24 protein-coding genes are annotated in these 25,798 nt (G+C 60.9%); 12 read left to right on the top strand and 12 right to left on the bottom strand.

Annotated elements, in window-relative coordinates; genetic code table 11:
* Position 1: 1 nt before the first annotated feature.
* From HF257_RS01255 to HF257_RS01230, 6 genes are all read right to left on the bottom strand, one after another.
* Complete coding sequence (locus tag HF257_RS01255; protein WP_185703885.1) at positions 2-754, bottom strand: enoyl-CoA hydratase/isomerase family protein; 753 nt, start codon at positions 752-754, stop codon at positions 2-4.
* 2 nt (positions 755-756) lie between these two features.
* A complete protein-coding gene (locus tag HF257_RS01250; RefSeq protein WP_185703887.1) occupies positions 757-1,998 on the bottom strand; it encodes a CaiB/BaiF CoA transferase family protein in 1,242 nt (413 codons plus the stop codon).
* Positions 1,995-2,741: an enoyl-CoA hydratase/isomerase family protein gene (locus tag HF257_RS01245; RefSeq protein WP_185703889.1), complete on the bottom strand. Its 747-nt coding sequence runs from the start codon at positions 2,739-2,741 to the stop codon at positions 1,995-1,997. The genes HF257_RS01250 and HF257_RS01245 overlap by 4 nt, the downstream gene beginning before the upstream one ends.
* 14 nt (positions 2,742-2,755) lie before the next feature.
* The gene (locus HF257_RS01240; RefSeq protein ID WP_185703891.1) at positions 2,756-3,721 is read right to left on the bottom strand and encodes an NAD(P)H-dependent flavin oxidoreductase; all 966 of its coding nucleotides are present in this window, start codon (positions 3,719-3,721) and stop codon (positions 2,756-2,758) included.
* Between the two features lie 3 nt (positions 3,722-3,724).
* Positions 3,725-4,258: a MarR family winged helix-turn-helix transcriptional regulator gene (locus HF257_RS01235; protein ID WP_185703893.1), complete on the bottom strand. Its 534-nt coding sequence runs from the start codon at positions 4,256-4,258 to the stop codon at positions 3,725-3,727.
* A gap of 66 nt (positions 4,259-4,324) precedes the next feature.
* Positions 4,325-5,704 carry an aspartate aminotransferase family protein gene (locus tag HF257_RS01230; RefSeq protein ID WP_185703895.1) on the bottom strand — a complete coding sequence of 460 codons (1,380 nt, stop codon included), beginning with the start codon at positions 5,702-5,704 and terminating at the stop codon, positions 4,325-4,327.
* Between the two features lie 249 nt (positions 5,705-5,953).
* On the opposite strand from HF257_RS01230, the gene HF257_RS01225 reads away from it, so the two are divergent.
* The 4 genes from HF257_RS01225 to HF257_RS01210 are packed head-to-tail and all read left to right on the top strand — an operon-like array spanning position 5,954 to position 9,899.
* Entirely contained in the window at positions 5,954-7,009 is a 1,056-nt protein-coding gene (locus HF257_RS01225) for an ABC transporter substrate-binding protein (RefSeq protein WP_185703897.1), read from the top strand.
* Between the two features lie 26 nt (positions 7,010-7,035).
* Positions 7,036-8,106: an ABC transporter ATP-binding protein gene (locus HF257_RS01220; protein WP_185703899.1), complete on the top strand. Its 1,071-nt coding sequence runs from the start codon at positions 7,036-7,038 to the stop codon at positions 8,104-8,106.
* A 45-nt stretch (positions 8,107-8,151) separates the two neighbouring features.
* On the top strand, positions 8,152-9,072 hold the full coding sequence (locus tag HF257_RS01215) for an ABC transporter permease (protein WP_185703901.1): 921 nt from the start codon (positions 8,152-8,154) through the stop codon (positions 9,070-9,072).
* On the top strand, positions 9,072-9,899 hold the full coding sequence (locus HF257_RS01210) for an ABC transporter permease (protein WP_185703903.1): 828 nt from the start codon (positions 9,072-9,074) through the stop codon (positions 9,897-9,899). The genes HF257_RS01215 and HF257_RS01210 overlap by 1 nt, the downstream gene beginning before the upstream one ends.
* A gap of 65 nt (positions 9,900-9,964) precedes the next feature.
* Here HF257_RS01210 and HF257_RS01205 read toward each other — a convergent pair whose 3' ends face one another.
* Positions 9,965-10,897 carry a hydroxymethylglutaryl-CoA lyase gene (locus HF257_RS01205; protein ID WP_185703905.1) on the bottom strand — a complete coding sequence of 311 codons (933 nt, stop codon included), beginning with the start codon at positions 10,895-10,897 and terminating at the stop codon, positions 9,965-9,967.
* A 163-nt stretch (positions 10,898-11,060) separates the two neighbouring features.
* Between HF257_RS01205 and HF257_RS01200 the strand changes: the two genes are divergently transcribed.
* Positions 11,061-12,494 carry an NAD-dependent succinate-semialdehyde dehydrogenase gene (locus HF257_RS01200; protein ID WP_185703907.1) on the top strand — a complete coding sequence of 478 codons (1,434 nt, stop codon included), beginning with the start codon at positions 11,061-11,063 and terminating at the stop codon, positions 12,492-12,494.
* Positions 12,495-12,527: 33 nt separating this feature from the next.
* Positions 12,528-12,734: a hypothetical protein gene (locus tag HF257_RS01195; protein WP_185703909.1), complete on the top strand. Its 207-nt coding sequence runs from the start codon at positions 12,528-12,530 to the stop codon at positions 12,732-12,734.
* Positions 12,735-12,793: 59 nt separating this feature from the next.
* Here the strand turns inward: HF257_RS01195 and HF257_RS01190 are convergent, their stop codons facing one another.
* The gene (locus HF257_RS01190; RefSeq protein ID WP_185703911.1) at positions 12,794-14,656 is read right to left on the bottom strand and encodes a DUF3857 domain-containing transglutaminase family protein; all 1,863 of its coding nucleotides are present in this window, start codon (positions 14,654-14,656) and stop codon (positions 12,794-12,796) included.
* A gap of 252 nt (positions 14,657-14,908) precedes the next feature.
* On the opposite strand from HF257_RS01190, the gene HF257_RS01185 reads away from it, so the two are divergent.
* Entirely contained in the window at positions 14,909-15,367 is a 459-nt protein-coding gene (locus HF257_RS01185) for an Hsp20 family protein (protein WP_185703913.1), read from the top strand.
* 54 nt (positions 15,368-15,421) lie between these two features.
* On the opposite strand, the gene HF257_RS01180 is transcribed toward HF257_RS01185, so the two are convergent.
* Both HF257_RS01180 and HF257_RS01175 read right to left on the bottom strand, forming a co-directional pair.
* Positions 15,422-15,859 (bottom strand): hypothetical protein, encoded by a 438-nt coding sequence (locus tag HF257_RS01180; protein WP_185703915.1) that lies wholly within the window; start codon positions 15,857-15,859, stop codon positions 15,422-15,424.
* A gap of 131 nt (positions 15,860-15,990) precedes the next feature.
* Entirely contained in the window at positions 15,991-16,875 is an 885-nt protein-coding gene (locus HF257_RS01175) for a LysR family transcriptional regulator (RefSeq protein WP_185703917.1), read from the bottom strand.
* 148 nt (positions 16,876-17,023) lie between these two features.
* Between HF257_RS01175 and HF257_RS01170 the strand changes: the two genes are divergently transcribed.
* Positions 17,024-18,046: a zinc-dependent alcohol dehydrogenase family protein gene (locus HF257_RS01170; protein ID WP_185703919.1), complete on the top strand. Its 1,023-nt coding sequence runs from the start codon at positions 17,024-17,026 to the stop codon at positions 18,044-18,046.
* Positions 18,043-19,227, top strand: coding sequence for an MFS transporter (locus HF257_RS01165; RefSeq protein WP_233081205.1), 1,185 nt, complete (start codon positions 18,043-18,045; stop codon positions 19,225-19,227). The genes HF257_RS01170 and HF257_RS01165 overlap by 4 nt, the downstream gene beginning before the upstream one ends.
* Here the strand turns inward: HF257_RS01165 and HF257_RS01160 are convergent.
* The gene (locus HF257_RS01160; protein ID WP_185703921.1) at positions 19,204-20,103 is read right to left on the bottom strand and encodes a LysR family transcriptional regulator; all 900 of its coding nucleotides are present in this window, start codon (positions 20,101-20,103) and stop codon (positions 19,204-19,206) included. The two genes, HF257_RS01165 and HF257_RS01160, sit on opposite strands and share 24 nt — an antisense overlap.
* Positions 20,104-20,216: 113 nt before the next feature.
* Here HF257_RS01160 and HF257_RS01155 point away from each other — a divergent pair, with 113 nt between their 5' ends.
* From HF257_RS01155 to HF257_RS01145, 3 genes are read left to right on the top strand one after another with little or no spacing between them, the layout of a single operon-like run.
* The gene (locus tag HF257_RS01155) at positions 20,217-21,620 is read left to right on the top strand and encodes an amidohydrolase family protein (protein WP_185712015.1); all 1,404 of its coding nucleotides are present in this window, start codon (positions 20,217-20,219) and stop codon (positions 21,618-21,620) included.
* Between the two features lie 12 nt (positions 21,621-21,632).
* Positions 21,633-22,112 carry a DMT family transporter gene (locus HF257_RS01150; protein ID WP_185703926.1) on the top strand — a complete coding sequence of 160 codons (480 nt, stop codon included), beginning with the start codon at positions 21,633-21,635 and terminating at the stop codon, positions 22,110-22,112.
* Between the two features lie 4 nt (positions 22,113-22,116).
* Entirely contained in the window at positions 22,117-23,346 is a 1,230-nt protein-coding gene (locus HF257_RS01145) for an OprD family porin (RefSeq protein ID WP_185703928.1), read from the top strand.
* Between the two features lie 6 nt (positions 23,347-23,352).
* Here the strand turns inward: HF257_RS01145 and HF257_RS01140 are convergent, their stop codons facing one another.
* Positions 23,353-25,764, bottom strand: a complete 2,412-nt coding sequence (locus HF257_RS01140; RefSeq protein WP_185703930.1) for a TonB-dependent siderophore receptor — start codon at positions 25,762-25,764, stop codon at positions 23,353-23,355.
* Between the last annotated feature and the right edge of the window lie 34 nt (positions 25,765-25,798).

Genomic DNA, 25,798 nt, shown 5'->3' with positions numbered 1-25,798 from the left:
CTCAGGCGAAAGATGTCATGCCGGCACGCCAGGTGCCTTCGGTCAGGTTGTCCTCTATCGCGAGGATCTCGTGGGCCAGGGCACCCGCGCGGCTGTCATCCGCGCCTTTGTCGAGGGTGCGTTTGGCGCTGCGAATAGCGTGGGTGGGGGCCGAGGCGATCTCGTGGGCCAGCGCCTCGACATAGCGTTCGAACTCGGCATGGGGCAGTACCTGGTTGACCAACCCGATGGACTTGGCCTCCTGTGCGCTGACTTCGCGGCCAGTGAACATCAGCTCTTTGGCCATCCGGCGGCCGACGATGCGTGGTAGTCGCTGAGTTGCACCCACCGTCCCCCAGCGGGCCTCCGGGTAACGGAAGCTGGCCAGGTCGCTGGCGACGATGAAGTCACAGGCGCTGGCGATCTCGCAGCCGGATCCCACTGCCGGCCCCTGGATCACGGCAATCACAGGCATGGGCAGGTTTTCCAGTGCCGCATACAGCGCGAACGCCTTGATGCGTCGCGCGCGGATCTGGTCCTCATCCATCAGCTTGCGCTCCTTGAGGTCGGCACCGGCACAGAACACCGGGCCGTTGGCGCGTATGAGCAGCACATGGATGTCGGTGCGTGCGCCGATTTCGCGTAAGGCCACATGCAATTCGACGCACAGTTGGGTATTCAAGGCGTTGCGGGCTTGGGGGCGGTTCAGGGTCACGGTGGCGATGTTTCCCGCTACCGCAAGGCTTACCACGGATGGAACGTCGGGCTGAGTCATGGTCATACAGCTCCTGCGCGGTGCAAGGCGTCGATGTCTTGCGGGTTGTAGCCAAGGTCTTGGAGTACCCGGTCAGTGTGCTCGCCCAACAGGGGCGGGCGGTTTGCCGTGGGGTTGTCATAACCGTTGAACAGAAACGGCAATTGGATGGCCGGGAAACGCCCGCTCTCGGGGTGTTCGAAGTCGGCGAACACGCCGCGTGCGCGCAAGTGCGGGTCGACAATCACTTCGTCGAGCGTATTCAACGGCCCGGCGGGCACACCCGCCGCGTCGCAGGCGGCGCAAAGCTGAGCGCGGGTGAGCAGGGCGATGGCGCCCGTCAGGTGCTCCATGACCTCGTCGCGGTGCAATACGCGGCCACTGTTGTGCTGCAGTCGCGGGTCGGCGCCCAAAGCATCGAGGCCCAGCAAGGCACAGAGCGGACGCCAGTGCTGATCGGCCCCTGTGATGTGCACGTAACCGCCATCAGCACACAGGAAACTGGCTGAAGGGACGCGGCCAGGGTGTTCGGTGCCCAGGCGTTCGGGCACTTCATCCAGGGCAAAGTAGCGCGCGGCGGCCAAGGCCAGAAGGCTGATTTGCCCGTCGAGCATGGAAAAGTCGAGGTAGGCGCCCGTGCCGTCTTTTTGCCGACCCTGGAGCATGGAGACAATCCCCAGGGCGATCCACAAACCAGAGCTCAGGTCGGACACCGGAATACCGGGCTTCACCGGGCCACCGTCTTTTTCGCCGGTCAGGCTCATGATCCCACTCATGGCCTGGAACACCGTGTCGTAGCCTTTGCGACTGGCATAGGGGCCGGTCTGGCCGAACCCTGTGCAGGAGACGTAGAGCAGGCGCGGGTTGATAGCCTTGAGTGCGGGCCAATCCAGGCCATAGCGCTTGAGGGTGCCCACCGGGAAATTTTCCAGCACAACGTCGGCGTCACGCGCCAGTTTGCGCACGATCTCCTGTCCCTCGGCGGTGCGCAGGTTCACTGTGATCGACTCCTTGCTGCGGTTGAAGGCATAGAAGTAAGCACTGCGCTCACGCCCCATGGCTTCGGCTTGGGCGTCTTCGTCCAAGTGGGCAAGGCTCTCGTCAGGCTGACCGACAAAGGGTTCATAGCCTCGGGTTTCGTCACCGTCGACGGGCTGTTCAACCTTGATCACCCGGGCGCCCAGTTCGGCGAGAATCATGCCGGCGAAGGGGCACGCCAGCACACGCGCCAGCTCCACCACCGTTACACCTTCCAGGGGTTTCATTCGGTCGACTCCGCTTGGCGAAACGCGCGCATGTGTGCGTTCAATTGCTGGCCGATTTTCAGGCCTTCGCTGAAGGGCAGTTCGGTGACCCGGTGGAAAATCCCCTTGGTGGCTTGCATCGCCTGTAACGGATGGGCCGCGAGCTCCTGCGCCAGGGCTTGCACTTCACCCAGCAGGTCGGCGTCGGCCACGACCCGGTTGACCATGCCCAGTTGTCGGGCCTCATGAGCGTCCAGGGTGCGTCCGGTAGCTACCAGGTCGAACGCGGCCTTGCGCCCGACATGCTCGACCAGCCCTGCCATGACGATTGCGGCGACGATGCCATGCTTGACTTCTGGGTACCCGAAGCGCGCGCTTTCACCCGCCAACGCGAGGTCGCAGGAAAGGGCCAACCCGCAGCCACCGCCCATGGCGTAGCCATTCACGGCAGCGATCACCGGTTTGCTCATCTGTTTGACCAACCCTTGTAACTCGGTGGTCAGCGCAGCACGGCGTTCGACCAGCGCTTGATTGTCCGGGGTCAGCACCTGGAACTCGCGGGTATCGGCCCCCGCACAGAAGCCACGGCCAGCACCGGTGACGATCACGACGCGAATCGACGGGTCGGCATCGGCATCCTTCAACGCCTGGACCAGCCCCTCGGTGAGGGCGAAATCCAATGCGTTGAGTTTGTCCGGGCGGTTGAGCTTCAGCGTTTGAACGCCGTCACGGGTTTCGCGCAGAACGACCTGTCGTTCGGTCATATAAAGTGCTCCTGTCAGGGTTGCATGGCGCGCAGGCGGGCAAGGGCCTGTTCGAGTTCTTCAATGAGCGATTGCATGATTGCGCTGGCGGGCAGCAGTTGATGGATGAGCCCGGCACTTTGTCCGGCTTCCACCTTGCCGTTGCTGACATCGCCGTCGAACGACGCCTGTTTCAAGCTGGCCGAAGCCAGCAGCGCGGCGTAAGCCTCGGGGGCGGTCTGGGGCAAGCCATCGCGCTCGGCCTGTGCGACACGTTCGGTAAACGCGTTGCGCACGCTGCGCACTGGCAACGCACCACGCCCGACCAGGACGGTGTCGCCAATGTCAGCCTCAAGGACTTTTTGTTTATAGGCCGGGTGCAGGAACGCTTCCTCGGAGAGCATAAAGCGGGTACCCAGTTGCACGGCGTCAGCGCCGAGGGCAAGCAGCGCAGCGATGCCGTGGCCATCGGCGACACCCCCACCGGCCACGAGCGGGCAGTCGACTTCCTGCAACACGCGCCGCACGTTGACCAGGGTGCTGACTTCGTTTGCCGGCGGATGCCCGCCGGCTTCGCTGCCGACCACCACCAGCCCATCGACCCCGGCTGCGGCTGCCTTGCGTGCGTGGTCGACAAAGGCGACCACGTGCAGCCAAGTCGCCCCGTAAGCCTTGAAGCGTTGCAAGTGAGCCTTGGGCGAGCCTTGGCTGGCAATGATCACCGGAACCCGCTCGGCCACCAGCAAGTCCAGGACTTCGTCGGCGCCCTTGCGGTACAGCGGGATGTTGACCGCAAAAGGTTTATCGGTCAGCTCGCGCATTTCGCGCAGTGTCTGCGCAAGGTCGGCCAAGCGCATCGGCCCTGCCGCAATCACACCCAGGCCACCGCCATTGGAAACGGCAGCGGGGAGGGCGGCGCAACTGGATGCCCAACTCATGCCCGCCTGGATAATTGGATAGCGGATACCCAGCAAGCGAGTCAGACGGGTGTCGAGCGACATGCTTCAATCCTCATCGTCATTCTCCGGACTCAGGTTGTACGGATTGTTTTTCTTGAGTTCGCCGTAGTACTCAAGGCTGTTGTTGAACACGCGCTGCATCAGTTCGCGCAATTGCTTGAGTTCGCTGTCAGACAAGCCGCTGAGCATGCGTTCGTTCCGTTCGTTGGAGTCATCGAGGATGCGACGCACCATCTCCTTGCCTTCCGCGCTCAGGCACAGCAGGGCGCTGCGTCCGTCTTCCGGGTTGGGCTGGCGCTCGATCAACTCGCGTTTGGTCAAGTGGGTGACGATCCTGCTCATCTGGCTTTTCAACACGCTGGCGTGCTTGGCCACGCGCACCAGGGGGGCTTGGCCGAGGTAGTCGAGAATCGCCAGGGTTCGCCATTCCAGCACCGTAATCGCGAAATGCTGGGGGATAGTCATGGCGGCGATACGGCTCGACAGGCCGGCCAGACGTTGCAGTTGGACGGAAAACAGGTCGCGCATGTCGGTGGTGATTTCGGGCTCTCGTTCGGCTGCGGTGGTCGTTTTTTTCATAAGGCACCTAGGGGCTATCTGGAGGAAGGAATTAGCCTCTCATTGTTCTGGAGTACCTACACCAGCTCAACCGTTGAAGCGCGATTGTTCGCGCAATAGCGCCAGGCTGGCATCCAGTCCTTTGGTAAAGGCTTCGAGTACCAGGTCGACTTCGCTGTCGGTGATGATCAAGGGCGGCGCGAACACCACGCTGTCGTTCAGCGCACGCGCGGTCACGCCGTTGGCTTCGGTTTGCCGAGACACGCCCAGGCCGACTTTCCAGTCTTTCGGGAAGGCGCCCTTACTGGCTTTGTCGGCAACCAATTCGACACCCCACATCAGGCCTGCGCCACGCACTTCGCCTACCAGCGGATGGTCGGCCAGCTTGCGCAAGCCGGCGCCCAGGCGTGCGCCGACCTTGTCGGCATGCGCAGGCAGTTGGCGCTCGGCGTAGATGTCCAGGCACTCCAGCGCGACAGCGGCAGGGACCGGGTGGCCGCCGTAGGTGAAGCCGTGGCCGAACACGCCGATCTTTTCGCTTTGGCTTTTCATGGCCTGGTACACCGGTTCGGAAATCATCAGCGCGGAAATCGGCAGATAGGACGCCGACAGCGCTTTGGCGCACGTCAACATGTCGGGCTGCAGGCCGAAGGTCTGTGAGCCCCACCAGTTGCCGGTACGGCCAAAACCACAGATGACCTCGTCCGCCACGAGCAAGATGCCATGGCGTTTGAGCACCGCCTGGATTTTCTCGAAATAGCCCACCGGCGGGGTAATCACGCCACCGGTTCCCATCAACGGTTCGGCAAAGAATGCGCCAATGGTCTCGGGGCCCTCGCGCTCGATCAGCGTTTCAAGCTCGGCGGCCAAGCGCGTGGAAAAGGCTTCTTCGCTCTCGCCTGGCAGCCCTTCGCGGTAATAGTGCGGGCAGGTCACGTGCAGGAAACCCGGCAGTGGCAACCCGAAATCCTGGTGCAAATGCCCAAGGCCGGTGAGGCTGGCACTGGCGATGGTGGTGCCGTGGTAAGCGCGATTGCGGCTGATGATCTTGCGCCGTTGTGGCTGGCCAAGCGCGCTCCAGTAATACCAGACCAACTTGATCGCGGTGTCGTTGGCCTCGGAGCCCGAGCACGCGAACAACACTTTGGACATCGGCACCGGTGCCAGCGAAATCAAACGCTCTGCCAGCTGGATGGCCGGTTCGGTAGAGCGGTGTGCAAAGTTCTGGTGATAGGGCAGTTGCTTCATTTGCCGCAGCGCGGCTTCTTCCAGGCGCGTCTCGCTATAGCCCAGTGCAGCACTCCACATGCCGGACATGGCATCCAGGTATTGCTTGCCTTGGTCGTCCCACGTGTAGATGCCCTCGCCGCGAACCATCACGGTCGGGCCGACCTGTTCATGACTGGCAAGGTTGGTCTGGCTGTGAATGTGAAAAGCGATGTCGCTGGCGTGCAATGAGCGTGACATAGCGAAACTCCGTTCGGGTGGGGCGACCTGCAGTCTGGGTGCAGTGGTTGTTAATTTGCCTGATTTCAATATGGTTGACAATGTGAATCATGTGGTTCATGTTGTCAACCATCTTCTGCCGCTCATACCGCTGAAGAAAAACGACCGGGAACACGGCCGGGTTCATCGATAACTGCGCTAAGGTTTGATCTTTATCTCTGCTTAATAACAAGTCCGCGCTCATCGGGCGCTAGAAACAGGAGATGGAAAATGTTCAACACCCTGAAAAAATCAGCATTTGGGCTTCATGTGTTGGCGGTTGTGAGTGCGGTGTTGATCGCACCACAGGCCTGGGCGGCCGACCCGTCGACAGTGACCGTTGCAGGCTATGGCGGAGGCTTGCAGGATGCATTGATTGCCACGTTGTGGGGCCCGGCGGCAGAGAAGGCAGGATTGAAGCTGCGCACCGAATCGCATGACGGCCAGCCCGCCGTGCGACTGCAGGTGCAGTCTGGCAAGCCCGCATGGGATGCCATTCATATCGGTGCCAATGATTGCGCAGCGCTGGACAAGCAGGGGATGCTGGAACCGTTGGACTACTCGGTCATTGACGCCAAGGGCGTGCCGAGCCTGGCGCGGGATAAAAACTGGATCGCGACCAACAGCTATTCTGTGGTCATGGGCTGGCGCACCGATAAATTCAAGGAAGGCCCAAAGAGCTGGAAGGAATTTTGGGACGTTAAAAAATTCCCCGGGCGCCGCGCGTTGTCTGTCGCGCCAGACGAAATGCTTGAAGTGGCCCTGCTGGCCGATGGCGTGCCCCGCGACCAGCTCTATCCTCTGGATATCAAGCGGGGGCTTGCCTCGTTGGAAAAGATCAAACCCTACGTAGCGGTCTGGTGGACCTCCGGCGCGCAGTCGGCGCAGCTGATCAAGGACGGAGAGGTTGACCTGATTGCGATCTGGAGCAGCCGCATCGACTCCGTCGTGAAGGACAAGGCACCTGTGGCCTACACCTATGAAGACGGCCTGCTCGGCTACGGTTGCATGGCCATCCTGAAAGGCGCGCCCAATGTGCCAGGCGCGCAAAAGCTGATCGCCAATTCGATATCCCCGGCCATTCAGGCACGGATTCCAACGATGATGGGTTACTACGGCCCCACCAACAGCCTTGCGTTCGAGCAGCCCGGTGTTCCCGCCGACGCCTTGAACAGTTCAAACATGTCGCCCGCCAACAGGGCCAAGCAAACGCTGATGGACGCACGCTGGTGGGGCGAGCATGTCACGGACGTCCAGGAAGACTACAAAGAATTGATCGCACAGTAACAGTGGCTTTTGTGGAGGTCGGAATCATGCAAGGCAGTATTGCAATTCGGGATGTCTATAAAGGTTACGGGACATTTACCGCTATCGATCATGTGTCCCTGGACGTCAATCCTGGTGAGTTTTTAACGCTTCTCGGCCCTTCGGGGTCCGGGAAAACTACCTTGCTGAATGTGTTGGCAGGCTTTATTCGCCCGGATGCAGGCAGCATCAAGGTGGACGGTGTGGAGTTCCTGACCTGCCCGCCACACAAGCGTGACATTGGTATGGTGTTTCAGAACTATGCCTTGTTCCCGCATATGACCGTCGCAGAAAACGTCGCCTACCCCTTGCGCTTGCGCAAGGTCAGCGGTGCCGAGCGAGCTCGAAGGGTCAAGGCCACACTGGAAATGGTGCAGATGGACCACTTGGGTGAACGCGGCATTCACCAGCTGTCCGGTGGGCAGCGCCAGCGAGTTGCACTGGCCAGGGCAATGGTGTTCGAACCCAAGATCATGCTGATGGACGAACCCCTTTCGGCCCTGGACAAAAACCTGCGTGAACACATGCAACTTGAGCTCAAGCGTCTTCATGCTCGATTGGGCATGACCACGATTTATGTCACCCATGATCAGAAGGAAGCACTGACGCTGTCACACCGTATTGCGGTGTTGAACAAAGGCAAGCTGGCGCAATTGGATACACCGGACGCGCTCTATGAGCGGCCGAGTAATCGCTTTGTGGCGGGGTTCATTGGCGAGAGTTGTTTTTTTGCCGTGGAGGAGGGAGCGGATGCCGTCACGTTCCAGGGCCGAGCGCTGAAACTGCCCAAAGGCACCGCGCTTAAGGTGTCGCAGCCGCGGGTGCTGATGGTGCGGCCGGAGCGTTTGCAATGGCAGGTGCCGTCGGACACCAGCGCGATGAACCGGATCGATGCAATTGCACGTGACGTGGTTTATCAGGGGGACAGCTATCACGTTGGCCTGGTGCTTTCCGATGGGAGTGAACTCACCGCGCGCCATCAAAAGGGCTTTCGTGAAGTGCCGGTGCCCACGCCGGGTTCAGCTGTCGAGCTCTGGCTGCATGCTGAAGACACGTTGCTGGTGGCGGAGGGTGCATGAATGCCAATTTCCCCATCTGCCCAAAGCCATAGAGGGGCTGCGCCCATGAAGCAAGTCGGTTTATCCGGGAGTGCCAGAAGCGCCGCCGCGCCAGATAAAGACCCGATGGCCAGCCTTCTGGCGCGCGCCGAAGCCCGTGAGCGCCGGGCCCTGCTGTCGTTGACGCTGCCGGGGTTCATCCTGGTGTTTGTGGTACTGGCCGTGCCGCTGGGTTGGCTGTTCTGGTTATCGGCTTTTGACACCAACGGCGCGCTGACCCTGGACAACTATCTACGCTTGCTGCGGCCGGTGTACCTGAGCAGTTTCATCATCACGTTCCAGATGGCGTTCTGCGTCACGGCGGTGTGCGTGGTGCTGGGCTATCCACTGGCGTACCTGCTTTCACAGTTGCCGGAACGCGCCAGCCAGATCTGCATGGCCTTTGTGCTGCTGCCGTTCTGGACCTCGATTCTGGTACGTACCTATGCCTGGCTGGTGTTGTTGCAGCGCCAAGGCGTCATTAACAACGGGTTGCTTGATCTGGGCCTGATCCATGAACCACTGGCGCTGGTGAACAACTTCTTCGGAACCGTTGTTGGCATGGTGCACGTCATGTTGCCGTTCATGGTGTTGCCGCTCTACGACAGGATGAAAAACATCGATCCACTGTTGATGTCAGCGGCAGCCAACTGCGGCGCTACGCCGGCCCAGGCGTTTCGCCAGGTATTTTTCAAGTTGTCGCTCCCAGGCCTGGCCTCGGGCATCACGCTGGTATTCGTGATTTGCCTGGGCTTTTACCTGACGCCGGCGCTGCTAGGGGGCGGACGGGTGTCCATGTGGTCGATGAAAATCAGCGACACCATCGCCCTGTACGGAAACTGGGGAGCCGCGAGTGCGTTGGGTGTCGCTTTGTTGGTGGCCACGGTGTTGATCCTGTGGGGCATGCGCAAGCTGTTCGGGCTCAACGAACAAGGGAGAAATCGCTAATGTTCAAACTCCATCAAGCGGTGACGCCGACGCAGATCACCCATGCGCATCGGCTCTGGTTGTATGTGTTGGTTGGGTTGATTCTGCTGTTCCTGATCATCCCGTGCCTGATCGTTATCCCGATGTCGTTTTCCGCCTCGCAGTACCTGGAGTTTCCGCCGCGAGCGTGGAGCCTGCGTTGGTATGAGGCTTACCTGGGGTCGCCGGAGTGGATGACGGCCACCTGGATAACGCTGAAGGTGGCAGTCCTGTCGACCTGTATCGCCACGGTGTTGGGGACATTGGCCGCCTACGGCCTGTCGCAGGTGCGCGGCGGCGTGGCCAGGCTGATCAACAGCTTGATGATGCTGCCCATGCTGGTGCCGATCATTCTGGTCGCGGTGGGCGTGTTTTTCGTCTACTCACGTACTGGGCTCAACAACAGCATCACAGGGCTGGTACTCGCGCACAGCGTGCTGGCGATACCGTTTGTCCTGATCGCCGTCGGCAATGGCCTCCAGGGGTTCGACATGAACCAGGAAATGGCGGCTCGCAGCCTGGGGGCCTCACGGCCATGGGCGTTTCTCAGCGTTACCTTGCCGCAACTGCGCTTGTCGATTTGTTCTGGCGCGTTGTTCGCGTTCATCGCGTCATTCGACGAGGTGGTGATTGCCCTGTTCATCGTCGGCGGTGAGAGTTCCACGCTGCCTCGGCGCATGTTCGCCAATATCCGCGATCAGATCGACCCGACCGTCGCTGCGGTATCCACATTGATGATTCTGTTGTCGATTGTGCTGCTGGTAGCGATGCAATACATCAAGCGCCTGGAGCGTCGTCAGTCGCACTGATTCGGTGGTCATGAAAAAGGCGCATGGACCCAGGCCCATGCGCCTTTTTTATTCCCGTGGGCGGGTCACGCGCGGGCGTGAATAAGCGGGTTCAGCCCACTGCGCAGGGTACGGCTGTGCAGTTCACGACCGAGGGCAGTCTCGCATTCGGCGGCAACATCAAGCAGGCGTTCAAGATCGATCCCGGTACGCACGCCCATGGACTCCAGGAGGCTTACCCAGTCTTCGGTGCTGACGTTGCCGGTGTGACCGCCACCGTATTTGACCTTGGCCGGATGCCCGCCAATGCCTCCAAAGGCACAGTCGTAATGCGTGACGCCGGCTTCCAGGGCGGCGATGTAATTCACCAACCCGGTGGCGCGGGTATCGTGGAAATGAGCGATGGGCGTGACCTCGGGGAACAACGCCTGCACCGCACGAAACAGGCGCTTGACGCTCTGTGGCGTGGCAACACCCGTGGTGTCACCCAGCGTGATGTACTTCACGCCGCATTGGGCAAACTGTTCGATATCCGCCAGCACGTCGGCTTCGTTGACGCGTCCTTCAAACGGGCAGCCAAACGCCACGGATACAGTGCCGATCAAACGGAACTGCCCCTCGGCCTTTTCGACCATCTGTTTGATGTTGCGCCACTGATCCTCCCGGCTGCGCTTGAGGTTCTTCAACGAATGAGCATCCGAAGCAGACACCAGCAGGCTGATCTCATTGGCACCGTGTCCAGCGCAAAGGTCGTTGAGCGCGCGTTCTACCGCGCGCACGTTGGCGCAAGTGGCTTTGTAGAACACTCCGGGCCGACGCTGCAGGTCTGCCAACAAGGCGCTGGCGTCGGAAAATTGCGCAATAACCGCAGGGTTGGAGTAGGACGTAGCCTCGATCCTTTGAAAGCCGATGTCGGCGAAACGCTCCACCAACGTGCGCTTCAGGTGGGTAGGCAGAAAGTCTGGCTCGTGTTGCAGACCATCACGGGCGAAGCATTCACACAGGATGACGTCTCTCATTGGGGCCTCATTATGACCATAAAACATGGTTGACATAGTGAACCAAAGTTACGAGTATGTGGTTGACGGTGTCAACCTGTTGCCTTGTTTTATTTGTCTGCGCGCACGTTGCTCGCCGCTATGCGTTTTCCTGCGTCAAATGCCAATTATCGAGGAGTGATCCATGTATACCGATCTGTTGTTCTACATCGACGGCCAATGGACTGCAGGGTGTTCGGGCAATACTGCAACTGTCATCAACCCGTCGACAGGCGAGACGATCGGGCAGTTGCCGTTAGCGTCCAACGCGGACCTGGACACCGCGTTGGCAGCCGCCGGGCGAGGGTTTGAAACGTGGTCGAACACGTCGGCCTACGACCGCTCGGCCATCCTGCGCCGCGCCGCGGCACTGGTCCGTGAACGCCATGCGCGGATGGCCGAATGCATGACACTGGACCAGGGCAAGCCGTTGGCCGAGTCCACCCTGGAGGCCAAAAGCGCCGCTGACCACATTGAGTGGTATGCCGAGGAAGGCCGGCGCGCCTATGGCCGCATCGTGCCGTCGCGCAATGCGGCCGTGCGCCAACTGGTGGTGCGCGAGCCCGTTGGGCCCGTGGCAGCCTTCACGCCGTGGAATTTCCCGATCAATCAGGCAGTGCGCAAAATCGCCGGCGCCTTGGCGGCAGGCTGCAGCATCATCATCAAGGCACCGGAGGAGGCACCTGGCGCCGTGATCGAGCTGGTGCGCTGTTTCCATGATGCGGGCTTGCCCGAGGGGGTATTGAACCTCGTGTTTGGCGTGCCGGCGCATGTCTCCGATTACCTGATCAAGTCACCGATCATCCGCAAGGTGTCCTTTACCGGCTCGACCGCCATCGGCAGGCAACTGGGCGCCTTGGCTGCGGCGCATTTGAAGCTGACGACAATGGAGTTGGGCGGGCATGCGCCGTTTATCGTCTGCGAGGATGCAAACGTGGAAGCTGCCGCCGCACTGGCGTGCGTGCTCAAGTTCCGCAATGCCGGGCAAGTCTGCGCCGCCCCCTCGCGTTTCTACGTGCACGATGCCGTCTTCGAGCCGTTTGCCCGCAGGTTTGCCGAGCTCGCGGCACAGCTCAAGGTGGGCGACGGTTTCGACCCCGCCAGTCAAATGGGGCCACTGGCGAACGCGCGTCGGTTGATGATGGTTCAAGAGCTGGTCGCCGACGCCCGGGAGCTGGGGGCAACGCTGCTAACGGGTGGACAACGGATGGGGGACAAGGGCAATTTCTTCCAGCCGACGGTGTTGACCGACTTGCCGGAACAGGCGCGACTACTCAATGAAGAGCCTTTCGGGCCGGTGGCACCGCTGTTGCGTTTCAGCGATCTGGACAGTGTCATCGCTCAAGCCAATAGCCTGGAGTATGGCCTCGCGGCGTTCGCTTTTACCCGCTCATTGAAAACCGCGACCGAACTGGGCAACCGGTTGCAGGCTGGCATGGTATCGATCAACCACTTCGGCCTCGCCTTACCCGAAACGCCGTTTGGCGGGATCAAGTCCAGTGGACATGGCAGTGAGGGGGGAACTGAAGGCCTGGATGCTTACCTGACCACCAAATTTATCAGTCAGGTCGGCATTTGACTGATCTGTCTCCTATCACCAACGGGGTTGCCTATGTCCAGACTTGCCAAGTTTCGCCGCTTGAATCAACCCAACGCCCAGCAGTCCACGGACGACGTTGCACTCCAGGAAACCTTTGAGACCGCGCTACGCAAATTGCTCGGTGAGTACAACATGAACCTGGGCGATGTTGTCTCGATTCTTGATTTGAGTCGCATCGCCAAAACCGTGTCCACGAAGCGGACGGTTCGAAGGGCATAAGCGTTTCAACCCGGCCTCGCGTGGCAGTGCACCCGCACCGCCACGCGAGCGTCACAGGCTTACAGCGTCTGCACAATAATCTGGCTTTTCAGATCATTGACCATCCCCTCGATCGCCGGCTTCATCGCGACAAAATCCTGCGGGCTGCACAGCGCTTCAGGGTGGGTAAATGCGTAGCTGCGGGTGATCAACACGCTGTTGCCTTCCTTGACGTAGGTGGTCTGGTAGTTGAAGCCACCGATGTCCAAGGACGCGCCCTTGGGCACCGCCAGAATGTTCACTTCCTTGGGGAAATCGAACCGCGCGGTTTCCTTGATCGTGCCCGAAGCGCAAGAGAAGCTCTGCGTTCGGTCCTTCTCCGAGATGAAGCTGAACACGTTCTGGCCGATGCCGCCGGCCAGGCTGCTGAGGGTGGGTACGCCGGTGGGGCCGGGCAGGTTGACCAGGTTTTCGGTGCGGCCCGTTACCGTGGACTTGAAGGTCGGGGCGTTGCTGTCCAGCGGGTCTGTCTCGATCTCGCCGCTGCCGGTTTGGCCGTACATGCTCAAGACTTTCTGGGTCAGTTGACTACGGTCGGTCGGGGTCATGGATTTGAACAGGAACCGGTTGAACTCCGTGCCCCAGCCTTGCACCGTGTTGTCGTTGGTAAAGTCCGCCCCGCCTTGCGGGTTGATCTTGAACACCAGCGCGCCGTCCACCTTGCTCAGTTGGCGGGACGGTGTGCGTGCCAGCTTGCCGCTCTGGGTCAGCACCACCGGCTTGCCCAACTCGGGAATGGGCAGGTAGCCCGCCGCGATGGGGGTGGCGGTGGAGTCCAGGTACAGGTCCAGGCTCGGTACGTAGGTGATCGCATGGTTGAGCAACCCCAGTGTCGGCACCTTTGGCAGCACGTAGGCGTTGCCGAAGTTGATCAGCACGGGCGAGCTTTCGATGGCGACGGCCTTGAGCAAGGCTTCCAGCAGGGCGACGTGGTCCTTGCAGTCGCCATAACGGTTGTCCAGCACGGCCTGGGCAGCGTGCGGAACCACGCCACCGTCACCGACGTAGACCGCGACGTAGCGGATGTTCTTGCGTACCCAGTCACTCAAGACCAGGGCTTTGGCGTGGGGTGTGTCCAGCTTGGCCGTGAGTTCGGTGGCTAGCTTAGTGATCGCCGGTGTCACCTCGACGTGCGCGCGAGCAGCGTAGGCCTGAGCGAATTGCGCGTAGTCGCTGAACGTCGATACGGCGAGGAATTGTCCGTAATCGGTGTACGCGACAGCGCCGTTTTCCGGGCGGGCTTTTTCGGCGGGTAACAGCTCCCAGCGGTAGACCTTGCGTCCTTTTGCGGTGTCGGGCGTTGAGGCCTTGAAGCCTTTGAAGTCGGCATGCAGCGGCATATCGGCGGGCATGTCGTAGGTGAGCGTTACCGTTTCCTGCTGGTAGTAATCCGGCGCGGAGAGGTCTTCGAACTGCCCGGGAAACAGCGGTGTGGTGCGATGACGCTGGTAGTGCAGGACCAGGCGATCACCTACGGCGACCTCCGGGAAAATCACGACCTTGACCAGCGAGTCCTGGAACATCGGCGCTTCGACCGAGGCCTTCTCTTGTTGCTCCTTGATCTGGTCGGCGCTGACCTTGACCTTGCGCCCATCGGCCTTAAGCGTGTAAGCCTCGGCGATGTCGAGGGTTTCCAACGTGCGGTTGAAACTCACCGAACGCTGGGCGTTGGGCTGGATCGCGCGCTCTTCGTTGATGCGCGAGACGAGCTCGACATCCAGTACAAAACTACCGTCGGCATTGACCACATAGGACTGGATGTTTTTTTCGACGGTCAGGGAACGGTCGGTACCGTCGGCGTTGGCGTGTGCCGTCAACAGGCCGCAAACAAGCACGGCCAGCACACCGAACAGGCGTGCCGGGGAGGGAGTAAAGCCTTGCATAAAGATCCTTCTGAACGATGACGCGCGCCGTCGACAAGAGGACGCGCGTACCTTGGGCAAACCGCTTAATGCGAAGCGTTACTATATAGAAGTGGCGATAGGCCTGCTTTGTTTTCCTTTTCCGAGGCATGGGCGAAGAAAAATTTTTCGGTGAATCTTGAATTTTTTCCCCCTGAACCTACCTAGGGAATACGCGACGCCGAATCCGGGTCGCGAGTTAAATCACTTGGAGAACACTCAGGAGATTTTGCTATGGCTACTACTGCTTCCTTGGCACCCCTGTTCCGCCACTCCGTTGGCTTTGACCGTTTCAACGACCTGTTCGAATCGGCGCTGCGCAACGAGGCCGGTACCGCGTATCCGCCCCATAACGTCGAGAAACACGGGGATGACCACTATCGCATCGTCATCGCGGCCGCAGGCCTGGTGGAGGACGACCTGGACATCCAGGTGGAAAAAGGCGTGTTGACTGTCGCCGGCGGCAAACGTGAACACAGTGAAGGCATTACCTACCTGCATCAGGGGATCGCACAGCGCGCATTCCGGTTGTCGTTCCGCCTGGACGACCACATCGAAGTGCATGGCGCACGGCTCTCCAACGGCCTGTTGAGCATCGATTTGCTCAGGGTTGTACCGGAGGCAGCCAAGCCAAAACGCATTGCGATTGAGGGTGGGGCAAACGCTGATCTGACGCCTATCAGTCAGCAATGATCCCCGAATGAATAAAGGCGCTCTGCGGAGCGCCTTTATTTTTTGCGGCAATGATTAACAGTCATTTGTTGCCAGCCCAGCAGAACTGACCCACTCCACTCGCCTCGATTTCTCCAGGGGCTGGGTAAAGAAATCCTCTACTGCCAGCCATGCCTTCTCAGGCGGGAGAAATGAGCCGGCGGGTACGAATTGATCGTCTCCACAGTCCTCGATCAGGTGCATTTTTGCTGGATGGCCCACGGCGTAAAACTCCACCCCTTTACGCTCGCCTGCGGCCCTGAAGTTGTACCTCACGGAAATGCCGAGGTGCGTATTTTCCAGGACGGACAGATCAGCCTTGTCACCTGCGTCGCTGATGAAGCTGAACACCCCGTCGCCGCCTCCGTTTTGCCACAACGAGGGTTGATAGTTCAGAAAGAACTCCGCGTAGAACCGCAGGTCAGGCTCTGCATCGAGAGCATGATCAAGAAAAAAACATTTGAATTTCGCCATAACGTCCTCTGTTCTCTACGACCTGACCTGCGTGTGGCCAGAGACTATAACGCCTGAGAATCTTGCGCATGACATCGCCAATGTGGCTTGAACGAGGATGTCGCGAAGTGGGTGCAGGCCTGCTTGTTGTTCTAGGTGTGCTCGGGAAACAAATGCGCTCTCAGAAAATCGATAAACACCCGTAGCTTCAATGCTGGGTGCTTGCCCGACGGCCACATGATCCGGTAGACCTCGCCATGGGAGCAGTCATCGAGGACCTGCAGCAGTGCATTGGCATCGAGTGCAGGGCGGATCGCGAAATCCGGCAGGTAGGCAATGCCGATGCCCTGGACAGCGAAGCAGATGCGTGCTTCCAGGTTATTGCAGACCATGGACGTGGGCAGGTCGATGTCGGCGTGTTCACCGCGCAATGGCCAACTTTGCAGTTTGCCGGTGTTGGGAAAACGAAACTGGATGCAGGCGTGTTGCAACAGGTCGAGCGGCCGTTGTGGCACGCCGTGTTGTTGGAAGTAGTCCGGGGCGCCCACCAGCATCATCTGATAGCGCCCCAGCAGTCGTGACGTGAGGCTGGAGTCCGGCACGTCACCGGCGCGGATCACTGCGTCGTAACCCTCTTCGATCACGTCGACGCGACGGTCATCGAAGGTCAGGTCCAGGTCGACGCTGGGGTAGGTTTTCTTGAACTGCGCCAGCACCGGCAAAAATGGCTCGCTCACCAGCGGCAAACTGATTTTCAGACGGCCTTGTGGGGTGCTGCTGGTTTGGGAGAACTCCGCCTCGGCGGCTTCGATCTCGCCCAGGATGCGCAGGCTGCGTTGCAGGAAACGTTCACCTTCATCGGTCAGGGTGATGCTGCGGGTGCTGCGGTTGAACAGGCGCACGCCAAAGCGCTGCTCCAGGCGCGCGATGCTTTTGCCGATGGCAGAAGACGACACACCCATTTGCCGGCCGGTGGCCACGAAACTGCGGGTCTCGGCGACGGATACAAAAATCGTCAGTGCATTCAGGCTGTCCATGGTCGCTCTCGGTGGCGTGTTGACGTGAACATTACCTTACGCCATTACGGACCAAAACGTCCGCAGATAGAGGAGTGCTCACCCACTTATTCCCGGCGTATGCGGCTCTTATCATCGGCGCTACCGTCCACCCACCGAGATCGCCGTTATGTCCGAATCAATGCAGCGCTGGGAAATTTCCGCGTTTGGCCTGGATAACCTCCAGCTCATTAACCGACCACTGCCAACCCCTGGTTACGGCGAGGTACTGGTCAAAGTCGACGCTGTTTCACTCAACTACCGCGATACCCAAGTGGTTGAAAATGGCATGACCGCCACCCTGGCGTTTCCCTTCACACCGGCCTCCGACATGGCCGGTACGGTGGTTGCGGTGGGGCAGGGCGTCAGCCGTTTCGCTGTCGGTGATCGGGTGATCTCCACCTACATTACCAACTGGATCGACGGCAATCCGCAGACCTGGGCGCAGATGCCGACCCAAGGTGGGCCGATCCAGGGCATGCTCGCTGAATATGTCGCCACGCCGGCCGATTGGTGCGTACGCGCGCCGAGCAATCTCACGGCCGTTCAAGCAAGTACCTTGCCGATTGCAGCCCTTACCGCGTGGATGGCGCTGATCGAACTGGGTCACCTGCACGCCGGACAAACCGTGGTGGTGCAGGGCACGGGTGGGGTTTCGCTGTTTGCCGTGCAGTTGGCAGCGGCCAGCGGGGCGAAGGTGATTGTCACTAGCAGCAGCGACGAGAAAATCGCCCAGGCCATCGCGCTTGGCGCCACCCACGGGATCAACCGCAGCACTACACCGGATTGGCACACTGCCGTGTTGGCCCTGACCGATGGCCGTGGCGCTGATCACATCCTGGAAATGGCCGGTGGCGACAACGTGGGGCGTTCGCTGCAAGCCGTGGTGCCGGGCGGTCGTGTGTCGATTATCGGCCTGCTGGAGTCTGACGAATTGCGCACGCCGATCATGCCCTTGCTCGGCAGCCGTGCGTCCATCGTCGCGGTGGCGGTCGGCCCACGTAGGGCGCTAGAAGACCTGGTGCGCATGGTCGAGCACCACGGCATCGAGCCGGTGATCGATGCGACCTACCCACTGGACCAGGTGCCGCAAGCCTTCGCCCACTTGAACCGCGGTGCCTTTGGCAAAGTGGTGGTGGACTTCACCCGATGAGTGCGCCGATCAAACCCATGAGCGTGATGCCTTTCATCATCCTTGGCCTGTTTGGCCTCTACACCCTGGAGTTGGGCGTGGTTGGCATCTTGCCGATGATCGTCGAACGCTTCGCGGTCAGTGTGGCCCAGGCGGGCTTGTTGATGAGCTTGTTTGCGCTGATCGTCGCGCTGTGCGGGCCGTTTCTGGTGCTGGTGTTTTCGCGCTTTGATCGCAAGCGAGTGCTGGTCGGCGCCTTGCTGTGCTTTTCGTTGTGCAGTGTGTTGTCGGCGTATGCCCCCAACTACTCGACGCTGATGGCGTTGCGGGTGGTGCCGGCGATGTTGCATCCGGTGTTCTTTTCGGCCGCATTCGCCGCAGCGATGTCGCTGTACCCCAAGGAGCGTGCAACTCACGCCACCACCGTGGCGTTTATTGGCACCACCTTGGGCCTGGTATTTGGCGTGCCGATCACGGCGTGGGTGGCGGGGCGGTTTTCCTACGAGGCATCGATCCTGTTTTGCGCGGTGGCGACCTTGCTGGCGGGTGTCGGCTTATGGCTGCGGCTGCCACGCCAGGTGACCGTGGCGCAGAGTTTTGCCAGCCAGTTGTCGATCCTGAAAAAGCCGGCGGTGTGGCTGGCGATTGTCGCGACGGTATTGATCTTCACCAGCAAGTTTGCGGTGTACAGCTATGCAGCCGAATACCTGCGCAGCGAGACCGGCCTGGAGGCCGAGACCATCAGCCTGATGCTGGTGATCTTCGGGATTGGCGGCGTGCTGGGTAATGTGTTGGCGGGACGAGCGTTGGCCAGCCATTTGGTGGGCACCGTAGTCATGTTTCCGATTCTGCTGAGCGTCGCCTACCTGGTGCTGTACAGCCTGGGCAACGCGTCGGTGGGGGCGATGGCGGTGATCGTGGTGCTGTGGGGCGCAATCCACACCAGCGGCATGATCATCTCGCAGATGTGGCTGGCCGAAACGGCGCCCCAGGCGCAGTCGTTTGCCACCAGCCTATACGTGTCGGCGGCCAATGCCGGCATCGCCCTGGGAGCGTGGATCGGTGGTGTGTTTATCGACACCTATGGCTTGCCTGGCACCCTGGTGTGCGGGCTGTTGTTTGCCGGGTTGGCGTTGCTGGTAATCGTGGCCAAGGCCGTGCTGTACGGGCCGCGCCGATCAGTTGGCATGGCCCTGGCGTAGCGCCGCGATAAACACCTGCAGCGCCGACGACATCTGCCGGTTGCTCGGGTAGTACAAGTAAAAGCTGGGGAAGGGTGTGGACCACGCTTCCAGCAGCGGCACCAGGGCGCCGCTGTCCAACTCGGCCTTGAGCCACTCGCGAATCCACACCGTAATGCCCAGCCCGTCCACCGCCGATTGCAGCGCCACCGCGCAATCACTCACCACCAGCGAGCCTTTGACGCTCAGCTCAAACGGCGTGCCGTCGTTGAAAAAACGCCACTTGTACAGCCCACTTTCACCGGAGCGTCGCCAGTTCACGCAGCTGTGTTCCAGCAGGTCGGCAGGGGTCTGCGGGGTGCTGCGCTGTTGCAGGTAGGCGGGCGAGGCAATCGCGATTTGTGTCAGCGGCTCGCTGAGCTTGAGGGCGATCATGTCCTGCTCGATGAACTCACCCAGGCGAATTGCCGCGTCGTAGCCCTGGGCGACGATGTCGGTGGTGCTGTCGTCGTTGGTCAGTTCCAGCTGGATATCTGGGTACGCTGCCTGGAATGCCGGCAGGATCGGCTGGATAAAGTGCAGCATCGCCACCTGCGGTGCACAGATACGCAGGGTGCCGGTGGGCGTGTCGCGGTAGTGGTTGAGCGCTTCGAGGGCCGCATCCAGGTCGTCGAAAATTACCCGCAAGCGTTCGGCCAACTGGGTGCCAGCCTCGGTAGTCGACACACTGCGCGTGGTGCGATTGAGCAGCCTGACCCCCAAGCGTTCCTCCAAACCCTTGATGGTCTGGCTTAGCGCCGAGGGCGAAACCCCCAGGGACTGCGCCGCCCGCGAGAAGTTACGTGTCTGGGCCACACTGAAAAACGCCTTGAGGTGGGGGAAATCCTGACTGCGCATTGTGTATGCGCTCCTTCATAATGTTTGAAGATGTTTCGATATTCTAAATAAACCCCACGGGTCGGACAATTCAGGCAAGCGGCAATGTTGCCCTGGCCCGAGGAGTTCACCCCATGTCGTTCCCCGCCCGTTTTGACCTGTTGAACACGGCCCTGGCGCCGTTGCCCGATGACCAACGCCTGCTGCTGATCCGCGGCGGTACCGTACTGACCATGGACGACACGTTGGGCAATTTTGCCGACGGCGACGTGTTGGTACGCGGTACTCACATCATAGCTGTCGGCCCGCACCTCGACGCCGAGGGCGCCCAGGTTATCGACGCCAAGGGCATGATCGTGATGCCGGGCATGGTCGACACCCACCGGCATGCCTGGGAAGGTCAATTGCGCCGTATCAACCCGGACTCGCCGAGCCTGGAAGACTACTGCAACGCTACCCACTTCTCCTTTGCCAAGTACTACCGGCCGCAGGACATGTACGTCGGCAACATGCTGACCGCGCTTGGCTGCATCAACGCCGGTATCACCACCATCATCGACAACTCGCACAACGCGCGCAGCGGCGCGCACTCCGACGCGGCCATCGAAGCCTTGCAGGATGCGGGCATCCGCGCCGTGCACGCACCCGGCGCGCCATTGTCGGGTACTTGGGAGTCCGACCAGTGGCCCCAGGACCTGGGCCGCTTGAAAGGCAAGTACACCACCGACCCGAATGCGCTGGTGACCCTGGCCATGATGGCGCAGATCGACCGCGAGCAATGGGCAGTTGCCCGAGAGTTGGGCTTGAGCATCGTCACCGAGTTCTTTGGCGCAGGTATGGCGACGGAATTGGACGCGCTGCATCAAGAAGGCCTGCTGGGCCCGGATAACATTTTCAACCACTGCACCTGTTTGCCGGACCGTGGCTGGTCGGTACTGCGCGACGCCGGTGTGAAGGTCAACGTGTGCCCGCGTTCGGATGCCCACTACGGTTTGGAAGACGGCGTGTTCGCCTGGCAGAAAGCCGTGGACCACGGCATGCACCCCGGCCTCAGCGTGGACAACGAAAGCAGCTACGGCGGCGACATGTTTGGCGAAATGCGCGTGGCGTTCTACCTGCAACGCGCGGCGGCTCATAGCGCACGCTTTCACGGCCAGCCCGACGTCCCAGCGTTAGTCAACGCGCGCCAACTGCTCAAAGCCGCCACCCTCGACGGCGCCGCCTGCGCCGGCCTCGACGCAAAAATTGGCAGCCTCACGCCGGGCAAACAAGCCGACATCCTGCTGATTCGCACCGACAACCTCGGTATCTATCCGTCGAATAACGCTCTGGGCACCGTGGTGCACGCGGCCGAACGCAGCGACATCGACACCGTGATCATTGCCGGGCGCCTGCGCAAACGCGGCGGGGTTGTGTTGGGTGTGGACCGCGAACAGTTGGAACGTGCCACCGAAGAATCCCGCGAGCATCTGTTCAGCGCTGCCGGCTATCGCCCGGACCCGTTCGCTGAACATTTTTCCCCACTGCCTGCCCTGTAAGAGGTGATTGTCATGGTCCTGGTTTCCTTCGCGCTGGCTTTTCTGGCTGGCATCGCAATAGCGGTACAAGCGGCGGTCAACAGCCAATTGGCTGGGGCCATGACGGGCAATACGCTGGCGGCGGCGTTCTATTCGTTCTTCACCGGGATGCTGCTGTTGGGCGTAATGGCCTTCCTGCGCGGTGGTTTGAGTGACGCCCTCAGTGTGATCCCCAGCCAACCGGGCTGGCGCCTGGTGGGCGGCGTATTAGGCGCGGCGGCCATTTTCTGCACCGTATGGCTGGCGCCACGCATTGGCTTGGCCAACCTGTTGGTGCTGGTGATTGCCGGGCAGTTGTTATCGTCGCTGGCCATCGACCACTTCGGCTGGCTCGGCGCAGTGGTGCGGCCCGCCGCGTCGATCAAAATGATCGGCGCGTCGGTGGTGGTGCTGGGCGTGTGCCTGACCTTGTTTGGCGAGCGGCTGCTCAGCCTGCTGCCTCGCGGGCTGTAAGGCGATGAGCACGCTTCGATTTGGCGCGCTGCTGTTAGTGGGGGTCAGCGCCGTGGCCCAGGCAGATTTTTTCAGCGACTCCCACGCTACGTTTGAAACACGCAATGTGTACTTCAATCGGGATTTTCGCGATGGCCCTCAGCAATCCAAGCGTGATGAGTGGGCGCAAGGACTGATGCTCAAATTTGCATCCGGGTATACGCCGGGCGTTGTCGGCTTTGGTGTGGACATGCTGGGCATGGTCGGTGTGCGTCTGGATTCCAGCCCCGACCGTACCGGCAGCGGCTTGCTGCCGGTACGCAGTGATGGGCGGGCGGCTGCGCAATACGGCAAGCTGGGTGTGACCGGCAAAATCAAAGTCGCCAGTACCGAATTGAAGGTGGGTTCACTGATTCCCGCGCTGCCGACCTTGCGGCCCAATGACGGCATGATCCTGCCGCAGTCGTTCCAGGGTGCGCTGGTCACGTCCCAAGCCTTGGCCGACACGTTGGTGACGGCCGGGCAACTGCGGCAAGCCAAGGCGCGCAACGACACGAGCTATGAGGACATTACGCTCAATAACAAGAACAACCGGTTTACCCGCAACGCCCCCGGCGATCACTTGAGCCTGGGCGGCTTTGACCGCACGTTCGGCAAGCAGTTGACGTTCAGTTATCACTACGCGCAATTGAGTGACGTCTACAGCCAGCACTTTGCAGGGGTGGTCGCGACCCAACCCTTGGGGACGGGCAAGTTAAGCGCAGACATGCGGTTTTTTTCCAGCACTGACCAAGGCGCTGCGCGCGGCGGGCCGATTGATAACCGGGCGTTCAGCGGCATGTTCGGTTACGGCGTGGGCGCACAAGCATTCAGCGTGGGGTATCAGCGCATGGCCGGCCGCAGTGCCTTTCCCTATGTGGAGGGCAGCGACGCGTACTTGGTCAACTTCTCGCAGATCGGTGATTTTGCCGAGGCCCACGAGCGTTCCTGGCAGGCGCGTTATGACCTCAATTTCGACCGATTGGGAGTGCCCGGGCTGACCTTCATGAGCCGCTACATTTCCGGCAGTGAGGCTCAGGTCGGTGCCGCGCAGGGCCAGGAGTGGGAGCGCGACACTGAAGTGAAGTACGTCATCCAGAGCGGCACCTTTAAAAACCTGGCCCTGCGGGTACGGGATGCAACTTACCGCTCTTCTTTCAGTCGCGATGCGGATGAAGTGCGGGTGCTGATCACGTACACACAGGCGTTGTGGTGAGCGGCATTACCAGCGAAAGGTCAACGAACTGACCAACTGCCGCTCATCCCCATACCGGCAAATCGCGAACTCGCAGTAGGTGTAGCGTTTGTTGGTGACATTGTTGGCGTTGAGCGCGACCTCCCAATGCGGGTCGATTTCGTAGCTGGCGCGGGCGTCGTACAGGGTGTAGGCGGGCATCGATGACGGTACGCCAGAGGCCTGGGTGGTGCCTTTGTAGCGGGCGCCGCCGCCGATGCGCAGTTGCGGGACGCCCAAGGCAGCCAGGCGGTAATCGGCCCAGAGGGCGGCTTGGTGGTAGGGGGTGTCTTCGCTGCGTTGGCCGATTTCGCTGGCCACTTCGCTCTGGGTGATGCGTGCGTCGATGTAGGCGTAGGAGGCGATCAGGCTGAGGTTGGGGGTGGCTTCGGTCTTGGCTTCCAGCTCGAAACCCCGGGAGCGTACTTCGCCGGTTTGCACCGAGAAGTTGATGTCGGTGCGGTCCTGGGTCAGCACGTTTTTCTGCTCCAGTTGATACACCGCTGCACTCAGCAGCGTGGCGCTGCCTTCGGGTTGATAGCGGATGCCCACTTCATATTGCTTGCCCTCGGTGGGAATGAACGCTTGCCCGGCCTTGTTGGTGCCGGCCACCGGAAAGAACGACTCGCTGTAGCTGATGTAGGGCGCCAAGCCGTTGTCGGCCTTGTAGACCAAGCCCGCACGCCAGGTGGTGGCTTCGTCGCTTTGGCTGCTCTTGGCTGAGTTGCGGAACAGTTCGGTGTGCTGGTCTGCCCAGTCATGACGCCCGCCCAACAGCAAGATCCAGTGTTCGTCGAACTTGATCTGGTCCTGGAAGTAGATGCCTTTTTGCAGCGTGTCGATCTGCGAACCGCGGTCGGTGGCCGGGTCGCGATTGACCACCACCGGCTGGCCGTAGGTGTAGGTCGCCAGGTTCAACACCGGCGCAGTGCCACGGAAGTTGTGGGAGTCGTAGCTGGTGTCATAGCCATCGAAGCCCAGCAGGAAGGTGTGCTGCCAGTCACCGAACTGCCATTTGCTCTCGATATTCGTGTCACTGGCCAGGCCGCGCGAACGCTCTTGGCGGTCGCTGTATTGGCGGCGCAGCAGGCCAGTGGTTTGCGCGGTAGCGATGTTGGTACCGCCCGTGTTGACCTGCAGGTAGCGCCACGTGACATCCGACTGGTAGTAACGCAGCTTGTTGCTGATGCGCGTGTGCTCGTCGAAGCGGTGCTCGAACTCGTAGCCCAGCGCCGACATCTCGCCGTTCATTTCGTCGTAGTCGGGTTCGCCGATAAAGTCATGGCGGCCGATCTGGAACTTGCCGCTGCCCACGCCTTTGGTCAGTTGGTAGGGCAGGGGCGCGGAGAAGCCGGTCTCGGTCTTCTGGTAGAACGACAGCAGGGTCAGCGAGGTATCGTCATCGGGCCGCCAAGTCAGCGCCGGGGCGACGTAGACCTTGTCGTTGTTGATGTGGTCGGCGGCGGTGTCACTCTTGCGGTCCAGCAGGGTCAGGCGATAGCTCAGGGTCTCGCTGTCTCCCACCGGCCCAGTGACGTCGGCGGACAATTGCTTGCGATCGTTCTGCCCGGCTTGCAGGTTGATCTCATGGTAGGGCGTCTGGCTTGGGCGCTTGCTCACGGTATTGATCAAACCGCCCGGCGACAGTTGGCCATACAGCACCGACGCCGCGCCGCGAATCACCTCTGCGCGTTCCAGTCCGTAGGGTTCCTGCACGCCGTCGTAGGAGTTGTTTTGCAGGCGCAGGCCATCGCGCAGGGAGCCGCCGGTGGCTGACTCCACATCGAAACCGCGAATGCGGAAGCGGTCCGAGGTGCGATTGAAGCTAGTGGGCTGGCTGGTAAAACCCGGCGTGAGGTCGAGGGTTTGCGACAGCGTTTCCGATTGGCGGTCGCGGATCTCATCACTGGTGACCACCGACAGCGATTGCGGGGTCTCGATGATGGGGGTGTCGGTCTTGGTGGCGCTGAGATTGCGCGTGGCCACGTAGCCCTTGACGTGTTCGGTGCTGCTTTCTTCGATGAGGCCGGTGATTGCGGTCGGGCCCAGTTCCAGCGAGCCGCTGGTATTGAGCGGCACCAGCACGTAACCATTGGCGCCTTGCACGGCCTGCAAACCGCTGCCTTGCAGCAGTTGGGCGAAACCTTGGGCGACCGGGAATTCTCCCTGCAAGCCGCGGGTATTCAGGCCGGCGACGGTCTTGCTGTCGAACAGCAGCGCCACATGAGCCTGCTGGGCAAACAGGTTCAGTGCCGGGCCAAGGGGGCCGGCGGCAATCGCATAACGCGCTGCCTCTTGTGCGGCCACCGGGCTGCTGATGGCCAGGCTCAGGGCCGTCAGGCTGGCGAGGTTGATCGCCAGGGCGAGGGGCAAAGGGGAACGCTTGAGGTGGCGCGACATGGAAGAAATTCCTGTTATTTGAGGTGCTTTCTTC

This window comes from Pseudomonas cremoris, assembly GCF_014230465.1.
Note: the sequence above shows the minus strand (reverse complement) of the source record. Positions and strands in the feature narration are given on the sequence as shown.